The sequence below is a fragment of the Streptococcus sp. 2741 genome (assembly GCF_013276315.1).
GTDB lineage: Bacteria > Bacillota > Bacilli > Lactobacillales > Streptococcaceae > Streptococcus > Streptococcus pseudopneumoniae.
In genome coordinates, this window is sequence record NZ_VMKU01000168.1 from 1 (window position 1) to 9115 (window position 9115).

5 protein-coding genes are annotated in these 9115 nt (G+C 39.8%); 3 read left to right on the forward strand and 2 right to left on the reverse strand.

The features are described 5' to 3' along the window. Positions 1–181: 181 nt before the first annotated feature. A complete protein-coding gene (locus HT671_RS11270) occupies positions 182–652 on the reverse strand; it encodes an arginine repressor (RefSeq protein WP_138703491.1) in 471 nt (156 codons plus the stop codon). A 16-nt stretch (positions 653–668) separates the two neighbouring features. After that, positions 669–2942 (reverse strand): Xaa-Pro dipeptidyl-peptidase, encoded by a 2274-nt coding sequence (locus HT671_RS11275; protein ID WP_138703490.1) that lies wholly within the window; start codon positions 2940–2942, stop codon positions 669–671. A 346-nt stretch (positions 2943–3288) separates the two neighbouring features. On the opposite strand from HT671_RS11275, the gene HT671_RS11280 reads away from it, so the two are divergent. The 3 genes from HT671_RS11280 (at position 3289) to pyk (ending at position 9044) form a co-directional block, all read left to right on the forward strand. Next, the gene (locus tag HT671_RS11280; protein ID WP_166735403.1) at positions 3289–6390 is read left to right on the forward strand and encodes a DNA polymerase III subunit alpha; all 3102 of its coding nucleotides are present in this window, start codon (positions 3289–3291) and stop codon (positions 6388–6390) included. Between the two features lie 82 nt (positions 6391–6472). Continuing rightward, on the forward strand, positions 6473–7480 hold the full coding sequence (gene pfkA, locus HT671_RS11285) for a 6-phosphofructokinase (protein ID WP_000820864.1): 1008 nt from the start codon (positions 6473–6475) through the stop codon (positions 7478–7480). A 58-nt stretch (positions 7481–7538) separates the two neighbouring features. Next, positions 7539–9044 carry a pyruvate kinase gene (pyk, locus tag HT671_RS11290; protein ID WP_001042799.1) on the forward strand — a complete coding sequence of 502 codons (1506 nt, stop codon included), beginning with the start codon at positions 7539–7541 and terminating at the stop codon, positions 9042–9044. Positions 9045–9115 lie beyond the last annotated feature (71 nt).

Sequence of the window (9115 nt, forward strand, 5' to 3'; positions counted from 1 at the left end):
CATACCTACGGCAAGGCGATGTTAATGCGGATTGAAGAGATTTTTGAAGAGTATAAATCTTCCTAGGATAAAGCAAAACGCATAATATCAAGGGTTTTAAACACTTGATATTATGCGTTTTCTGATGTTAAAGACTTTCTACCAGGTTTTTTGAAGCATAATTGTTAGTTGTAGTCATTTATTATTCTTCAAAGAAAAATGGTGGGGCGAATTTTTTCAGTTCTTCAAAGCACTTTTGAGCAGCATCTGCATCTTCACAGATGATAAGACAGACATCATCACCACAAAGGGTAGCGATAGCGTCAGGGAAGCTCAAAGCATCAATGATAGAACCAAAGGATTGAGCCAGTCCAGGAAGGGTTTTTAGTAGGACTTGGTGTTGAACTGGGCGCATCAAGACAAGGGCGTCTTCCATGTAGAGTTCGAGACGTTTTTCCCATTTTGAGCTGGAACCATTGTTAAGAACATAATAAGCGCTATCTTCTTCGCGGACTTTTGATAGGTTCATATTTTTGATGTCGCGTGAGAGGGTTGCCTGGGTCACTTGAATGTCGTTCTCAGCAAGAAGGGACTGCAATTCAGCCTGTGTATGAATCTTGTTTTTTGCGACAAGAGCGCGTATGAGTTGGTGGCGGTGTTCTGATTTATTCATGATAATGTAACTCCTTTTAGCAAGGTATGGTAAGCGTGGACTGAGCGAGGTCGACAGTCAAGTAGTAGTCGGTATTGTCACGGATGGTGATTTCAAAGTCAGTCGTATAGAGGACTAAACGAAGAGTATCTCCTTCTTTTAGATTGTAAATAGTTGGTTGCAGTTCAAATTGCACATCCATCCATTCATCTGCAGTAATATCCTCTACTAACAGTAAATCATTTCTATTTTGTAAATTAAGGTAACCTTTTGTCACGACTCGTTGTGCATCTGGTCTAAATGGCAGTTCACAGAGATTTTCCAGCATATGATAGCGACCGTTGTCAATGGTTCTAGCACTTAAAACAGCTGGATAAGGCTGTAAGTATTTCTTTTGACCAAGTTCCAGTAATTGAGCAGATAAAAGCCCCTTGTTTGTGCTGGATTTGATACGAAGATTGAGCTGAGCGCGACCGTTCAGGTGGAGATCTTTAGTTACAGGCAGGTCAATAGTAATCTGATTGGTTTTCCCTTGATAGAGTTCCGTATTGAAGGTCTGGTAGGTCTTACCATAACGCTCAAAATCCTTATCTGGGTACTGGTTTTGAATAGCTTGCTCTTCTTGCCCAAGTGAGAAGGTTTCAAAGTTTTCTTGCTCACCAAAGTTATCAAGAGATAACCAAGTCTGAGGAGCAGTATTGTCCTGCCAGATAACGGTCGGAAGTTGAAAATCTGTATCTTGTCCCAGTAATTTCTTTGTCAACAAAGCATTCATGGACTCACGGAAATCAATGGACTGCCAGTTGTTCATATACACATGGGCGCCATTATGGAAAAAGAAATACTTATTTATATTAGTAGGAAGAGCATGGAACATCTGGTAAACATGAAGTGGTTTGACATTCCAATCCTGAGAACCATGGGTAAAGACAACCTCTGCCTTTACTTTATGGGCATTGAGCAGATAGTTGCGGTCATGCCAAAACTGGTTATAGTCGCCAGTCTTGCGATCCAGTTGCTCTTTCACTTTTTCTAAGTCAGCTTGGTGAGCTTCATTGCCACGGATATAGTCGCCAGCCAAGAGATTACGAGAGTAGGTTAGTTCAGCAAGGGAGTCAAAGTCCTCACCTGGATAGCCACCTGGGCTAGTCACCAGACCGTTTTCTCGGTAGTAGTTGTACCATGAAGAAATTCCAGCCTCAGCAATGATTACTTCTAAACCATCAACACCTGTAGTGGCAAGGCCGTTTGACATGGTACCTAGATAGGAAAGTCCAGTTGTAGCTACTTTTCCGTTTGACCAGTCAGCTTTGACTTGACGCTGGCGCGTATAATCGGTAAAGGCACGGCAACGGCCATTAAGCCAATCAATGACATTTTTATAAGCCTCGATTTGCTGGTAGTCGCCATTAGTCATGAAACCAGTAGAGTCTCTGGTACCAACACCTGAAACATAGAGATTGGCAAAACCTCGTGGAAGGAAGTAGTCGTTGAGTGTATAGCTAGAGTTGATGTGAGTTAGCTTTTCCTCAGCTTCAGCCACAAGCTCAGCTTGGCCTTGAGATTGGACGAGATTGAGTTGAGGTTCTTCTAGCTCAATCTTGTGAGCAGGTTTGACATCAAGCTCACCCTCCATCTTGTAGAGAGCCTTGTCGCTAGCCTTGTCATTTGTTCCCTGATGATAGGGACTGGCTGTCATGATAGCAGGGATTTGTCCCTCATAACGAGGACGAATAATGCTGACCTTGACTAAGTCTGGAAGTCCTTTTTGGTCAGTATCGACACGAGACTCAACGTAAACGACTTCACGAATGACATCATGACTGGAAAAGGTAGCCAAACTCTTGCCGTTAAAGTAGTGGTAGTCATTATCCTCAGGGATAAGACCGTCGCTTACCAGTTGATCAATCAGGGTATTCCCCTTTTTGGTGCGAGTATTGAGTAACTGATAGAGATTTTCAATCAAGTCACCGTATACAATAGGAAATCCAGTCTCTTTACGAAAAACGTCACTGTCTTCGAAGTCAATCAAATAAGAAAAGCCCAAAAGTTGAAAGGCGACAGTATAAAAAATAGCTGCTGTCAAGTCTTTGTCAGATTTGAAAAAAGTTAATATGTTAGTTTCTTTATCTATAGCTAAGCAGGAGAGTGGATAGTCGGTGTTCTCATAAGTGAAAAAAAAGCGACGTAAAAAAGTTTCCAGTAATTCCTTGGGATTGGCTGTGTTTTGTAAATTAAAGCCACATTTTTTTAGTTCAGATAAGATATTTTCTTTTGGAAAAGTGACATAACTATATTGATTAAAACGCATAGAACCTCCATATAGAATGATAGTTAAGGTTATTATATCAAAAAAAAAGCAGAAAGGGAATTGTTAACTGTAAAAGGAAATAATCTAATAAAAATGAATAAAGTGCTAAATTCAATATAGAGAACAGTGTAATAATAGATATAATGGGTATAATATAAAAATTCTAGGAGATTTATATTGTATGTTTTCTATTTTTTATATATAATATAGTATAAATATAAAAACGATGGCAAAAATACAAATGAATAGAAAGTAAATTAGTAAGCTGATGAAATTTTTCTCAAGAGAAGCCTTTTATAGGTGAAAATGGTATAATATAGTGAGAAGGATAGAGGAGAAGTGTAAATTGATCGCACAACTAGATACAAAAACAGTCTATAGTTTTATGGAAAGCGTCATTTCGATTGAAAAGTATGTGAGAGCAGCTAAAGAATTCGGCTACACTCATCTGGCTATAATGGATATTGACAATCTTTATGGTGCTTTTGACTTTCTAGAGGTTACAAAAAAATATGGCATTCATCCTTTATTAGGGCTTGAAATGACTGTGTTTGTGGATGCTCAGGAAGTGAATCTGCGCTTTTTAGCTTTATCTAGTGTGGGCTATCAGCAGTTGATGAAGCTTTCGACAGCCAAGATGCAGGGGGAGAAAAATTGGTCGGTTTTATCTCAGTACTTAAATGATATTGCGGTAATTGTGCCTTATTTTGATGGACTGGAGTCGTTAGAACTAGGCTGTGATTACTATATAGGGGTTTATCCGGAAACACCAGCAAGCGAATTTTATCATCCAATCTTGCCCCTCTATCGGGTCAATGCTTTTGAAAGCAGGGATAGAGAAGTTCTTCAAGTTTTAACAGCGATTAAAGAAAACCTACCGCTTAGAGAAGTTCCCTTGCGCTCACGACAAGATGTCCTTATATCAGCAAGTTCTTTAGAGAAATTATTCCTAGAACGATTTCCGCAAGCCTTAGACAATTTAGAAAAGCTGATTTCAGGCATTTCTTACGACTTGGATACGAGTCTGAAACTGCCTCGTTTTAACCCAGCTAGACCAGCAGTAGAAGAGTTGAGAGAACGCGCTGAGCTTGGGCTTGCTCAGAAGGGATTGACTAGTAAAGAATATCAAGACCGTCTAGACCAAGAATTGGCTGTTATTCATGATATGGGATTTGATGATTATTTCTTGGTTGTTTGGGATTTGTTGCGTTTTGGACGACTGAATGGCTACTATATGGGAATGGGAAGGGGTTCTGCAGTTGGTAGCTTGGTTTCTTATGCCTTAGATATTACAGGGATTGACCCAGTAGAGAAAAATCTGATTTTTGAACGCTTTCTCAATCGTGAACGCTATACCATGCCTGATATTGATATTGATATCCCAGATATTTATCGTCCAGATTTTATCAGATATGTTGGTAATAAATATGGCAGTAAACATGCGGCACAAATCGTTACTTTTTCTACCTTTGGTGCCAAGCAAGCTCTGCGTGATGTCTTGAAACGCTTTGGTGTTCCAGAGTATGAATTATCCGCAATTACCAAGAAAATCAGTTTCCGTGATAATCTCAAGTCAGCCTATGAGGGCAATCTCCAGTTTCGTCAGCAAATTAATAGTAAGTTAGAATACCAAAAAGCCTTTGAAATTGCCTGCAAGATTGAGGGGTATCCAAGACAAACCTCTGTCCATGCAGCTGGTGTTGTGATTAGCGACCAAGATTTGACCAATTACATTCCTCTAAAGCATGGTGATGAAATTCCACTGACTCAGTATGATGCTCATGGAGTTGAGGCTAGCGGTCTTTTGAAGATGGATTTTCTGGGACTGCGAAATTTGACCTTTGTTCAGAAAATGAAAGAGTTGCTTGCTGAAACAGAAGGGATTAAGATAGCTATCAACGAGATTGATTTGGAAGATAAAGAAACGTTAGCTTTATTTGCTTCTGGCAATACAAAAGGTATCTTTCAATTTGAACAACCTGGTGCCATTCGTCTGCTTAAGCGTGTGCAACCAGTCTGTTTTGAAGATGTCGTAGCGACTACTTCTCTAAATAGACCAGGTGCTAGTGATTATATCAATAATTTTGTGGCAAGAAAACATGGGCAGGAAGAAGTGACTGTTCTGGATCCAGTACTGGAGGATATTTTGGCTCCAACCTATGGTATCATGCTCTATCAGGAGCAGGTTATGCAGGTAGCTCAGCGGTTTGCTGGATTTAGTCTTGGGAAGGCCGATATTTTGCGTCGAGCTATGGGGAAAAAGGATGCTTCTGCCATGCATGAGATGAGAGCTTCCTTTATTCAAGGCTCCTTAGAAGCTGGTCATACTGTGGAAAAAGCAGAGCAGGTCTTTGATGTCATGGAGAAGTTTGCAGGTTATGGTTTTAACAGGTCACATGCCTATGCTTACTCAGCTTTGGCCTTCCAGTTGGCTTATTTCAAAACGCATTATCCAGCCATTTTTTATCAGGTCATGTTGAATTCTGCCAACAGTGATTACTTAATAGATGCACTTGAAGCAGGCTTTGAAGTGGCTCCTCTGTCCATCAACACCATTCCCTATCACGATAAAATTGCCAACAAGTCCATCTATCTAGGATTGAAATCGATTAAGGGAGTCAGTAATGATTTAGCTCTCTGGATTATTGAAAATAGACCCTATTCTAACATTGAAGATTTTATAGCTAAATTACCTGAGAATTATCTGAAACTACCTCTGCTAGAACCTTTGGTAAAAGTTGGTCTTTTTGATTTATTTGAAAAAAATCGTCAAAAAGTATTTAATAACTTAGCCAATCTATTTGAATTTGTGAAAGAGTTGGGAAGTTTATTTGGAGATACTATTTATAGTTGGCAGGAATCGGAGGATTGGACGGAACAAGAAAAATTCTATATGGAACAAGAGCTTTTAGGGATAGGTGTCAGCAAACATCCACTACAAACTATCGCAAGTAAAGCTATTTACCCAATTACCCCAATCGGAAATTTGTCAGAAAATAGCTATGCTATTATTTTGGTTGAAGTTCAGAAAATAAAAGTGATTCGTACCAAAAAGGGTGAAAATATGGCCTTCTTACAGGTAGATGATAGTAAGAAAAAATTGGACGTCACTCTCTTTTCAGACTTATATCGTCAGGTTGGACAGGAAATAAAAGAGGGAGCCTTCTACTATATAAAAGGAAAAATACAATCACGTGATGGCCGTCTGCAAATGATTGCACAAGAAATAAGAGAAGCAGTTGCTGAACGCTTTTGGATACAGGTGAAAAATCATGAATCGGATCAAGAAATTTCACGTATTTTAGAACAATTTAAAGGCTCAATCCCAGTCATCATCCGGTATGAGGAGGAACAGAAAACCATCGTTTCTCCCCATTATTTTGTAGTTAAATCTGATGAATTAGAGGAGAAATTGAATGAAATCGTTATGAAAACGATTTATCGCTAAAAATACGGAAAATAGAAGAATTTTAAAATCAAATGTGGTATAATCAAGAAGACTGTTAAAAGAAAAAGGAGCATAAACCAATATGAAACGTATTGCTGTTTTGACTAGTGGTGGAGACGCCCCTGGTATGAACGCTGCTATCCGTGCAGTTGTTCGTCAAGCAATTTCAGAAGGAATGGAAGTGTTTGGTATCTATGACGGATATGCTGGTATGGTTGCCGGTGAAATTCATCCCCTAGATGCAGCTTCAGTAGGAGACATCATTTCTCGTGGTGGTACTTTCCTTCACTCAGCTCGTTACCCAGAGTTCGCTCAACTTGAAGGGCAACTAAAAGGGATTGAGCAATTGAAAAAACACGGCATTGAAGGTGTAGTTGTTATCGGTGGAGACGGTTCTTACCACGGCGCTATGCGTTTGACTGAGCATGGTTTCCCTGCTATCGGTCTTCCAGGTACAATCGATAACGATATCGTTGGTACTGACTTTACAATCGGTTTTGACACAGCGGTTACAACTGCTATGGATGCTATTGATAAGATTCGTGATACATCATCAAGTCACCGTCGTACTTTTGTTATTGAAGTTATGGGACGTAACGCTGGTGATATCGCTCTTTGGGCTGGTATTGCAACTGGTGCAGATGAAATCATCATTCCTGAGGAAGGATTCAAGATTGAAGACATCGTAGAAAGCATTAAATGTGGTTATGAGTGTGGTAAAAAACACAATATCATCGTCTTGGCTGAAGGTGTGATGTCAGCAGCTGAATTTGGTCAAAAACTTAAAGAAGCTGGAGATACAAGCGACCTTCGTGTGACAGAACTTGGACATATTCAACGTGGTGGTTCTCCAACTGCGCGTGACCGTGTATTGGCGTCACGTATGGGTGCCCATGCTGTTAAACTTCTTAAAGAAGGTATTGGTGGTGTTGCGGTTGGTATCCGTAACGAGAAAATGGTTGAAAACCCAATTCTTGGAACGGCAGAAGAAGGAGCATTGTTTAGCCTTACTGCAGAAGGTAAGATTGTAGTTAACAACCCACACAAAGCCGATATTGAGCTATCTAGCTTGAATAAGAGCTTGTCATAATTTACAATTTAGTTAATAAGACCAAAAAGGTCATATCTATAAAGGAGTCACAAAAATCATGAACAAACGTGTAAAAATCGTTGCAACTTTGGGTCCTGCGGTAGAAATCCGTGGTGGTAAAAAATTCGGTGATGACGGATACTGGGGTGAAAAACTTGATGTTGAAGCTTCAGCTAAAAACATTGCTCAATTGATTGAAGCTGGTGCTAACACATTCCGTTTCAACTTCTCACACGGTGACCACCAAGAACAAGGTGAGCGTATGGCAACTGTTAAACTTGCTGAAAAACTTGCAGGTAAAAAAGTTGGTTTCCTTCTTGATACAAAAGGACCAGAAATCCGTACAGAATTGTTCGAAGGTGAAGCTAAAGAGTATTCATACAAAACTGGTGAGAAAATCCGTGTTGCAACTAAACAAGGAATCAAATCAACTCGTGAAGTGATTGCATTGAACGTTGCTGGTGCTCTTGATATCTATGATGATGTTGAAGTTGGTCGTCAAGTTTTGGTTGACGACGGTAAACTTGGTCTTCGTGTGGTTGCTAAAGATGACGCAACTCGTGAATTTGAAGTGGAAGTTGAAAACGATGGTATCATCGCTAAACAAAAAGGTGTGAATATTCCTAACACTAAAATTCCTTTCCCAGCCCTTGCTGAACGTGATAACGACGATATCCGCTTTGGTCTTGAACAAGGTATCAACTTTATTGCGATTTCATTCGTACGTACTGCAAAAGACGTGAACGAAGTTCGTGCAATCTGTGAAGAAACTGGAAACGGACATGTTCAATTGTTCGCTAAAATCGAAAACCAACAAGGTATCGATAACTTGGATGAAATTATCGAAGCTGCTGATGGTATTATGATTGCTCGTGGTGATATGGGTATCGAAGTACCATTCGAAATGGTTCCAGTTTACCAAAAAATGATTATTAAGAAAGTCAATGCTGCAGGTAAAGTTGTTATCACTGCAACAAACATGCTTGAAACAATGACTGAAAAACCACGTGCAACTCGTTCAGAAGTATCAGACGTATTCAACGCTGTTATCGACGGAACTGACGCAACAATGCTTTCAGGTGAGTCTGCAAATGGTAAATACCCTCTTGAGTCAGTAACTACAATGGCTACAATTGATAAGAATGCTCAAACTCTTCTTAATGAATACGGACGTTTGGATTCAGATTCATTTGAGCGTAACTCTAAGACAGAAGTAATGGCTTCTGCTGTTAAAGATGCGACTAACTCAATGGACATTAAATTGGTTGTAACTCTTACTAAGACAGGTCACACTGCACGTTTGATTTCTAAATACCGTCCAAATGCTGACATCTTAGCATTGACATTTGACGAATTGACAGAACGTGGCTTGATGTTGAACTGGGGTGTTATCCCAATGTTGACAGATGCTCCATCTTCAACTGACGATATGTTCGAAATCGCTGAACGTAAAGCGGTAGAAGCAGGTCTCGTTGAGTCAGGTGATGATATCGTTATCGTTGCTGGTGTACCAGTAGGAGAAGCTGTTCGTACAAATACAATGCGTATCCGCACAGTACGTTAAGAAAAATATAAAAACCTATCATATCCAGCTTTAGAGCTTGTGTGATAGGCTTTTTCCGGCTCTTTGTCAAC

What these genes read in the sequence shown, in the direction of transcription:
- HT671_RS11270 (WP_138703491.1), bottom strand. Translation starts at nt 652, where the DNA reads ATGAATAAATCAGAACACCGCCACCAACTCATACGCGCTCTTGTCGCA.
- HT671_RS11275 (WP_138703490.1), bottom strand. Translation starts at nt 2,942, where the DNA reads ATGCGTTTTAATCAATATAGTTATGTCACTTTTCCAAAAGAAAATATC.
- pfkA (WP_000820864.1), top strand. Translation starts at nt 6,473, where the DNA reads ATGAAACGTATTGCTGTTTTGACTAGTGGTGGAGACGCCCCTGGTATG.
- pyk (WP_001042799.1), top strand. Translation starts at nt 7,539, where the DNA reads ATGAACAAACGTGTAAAAATCGTTGCAACTTTGGGTCCTGCGGTAGAA.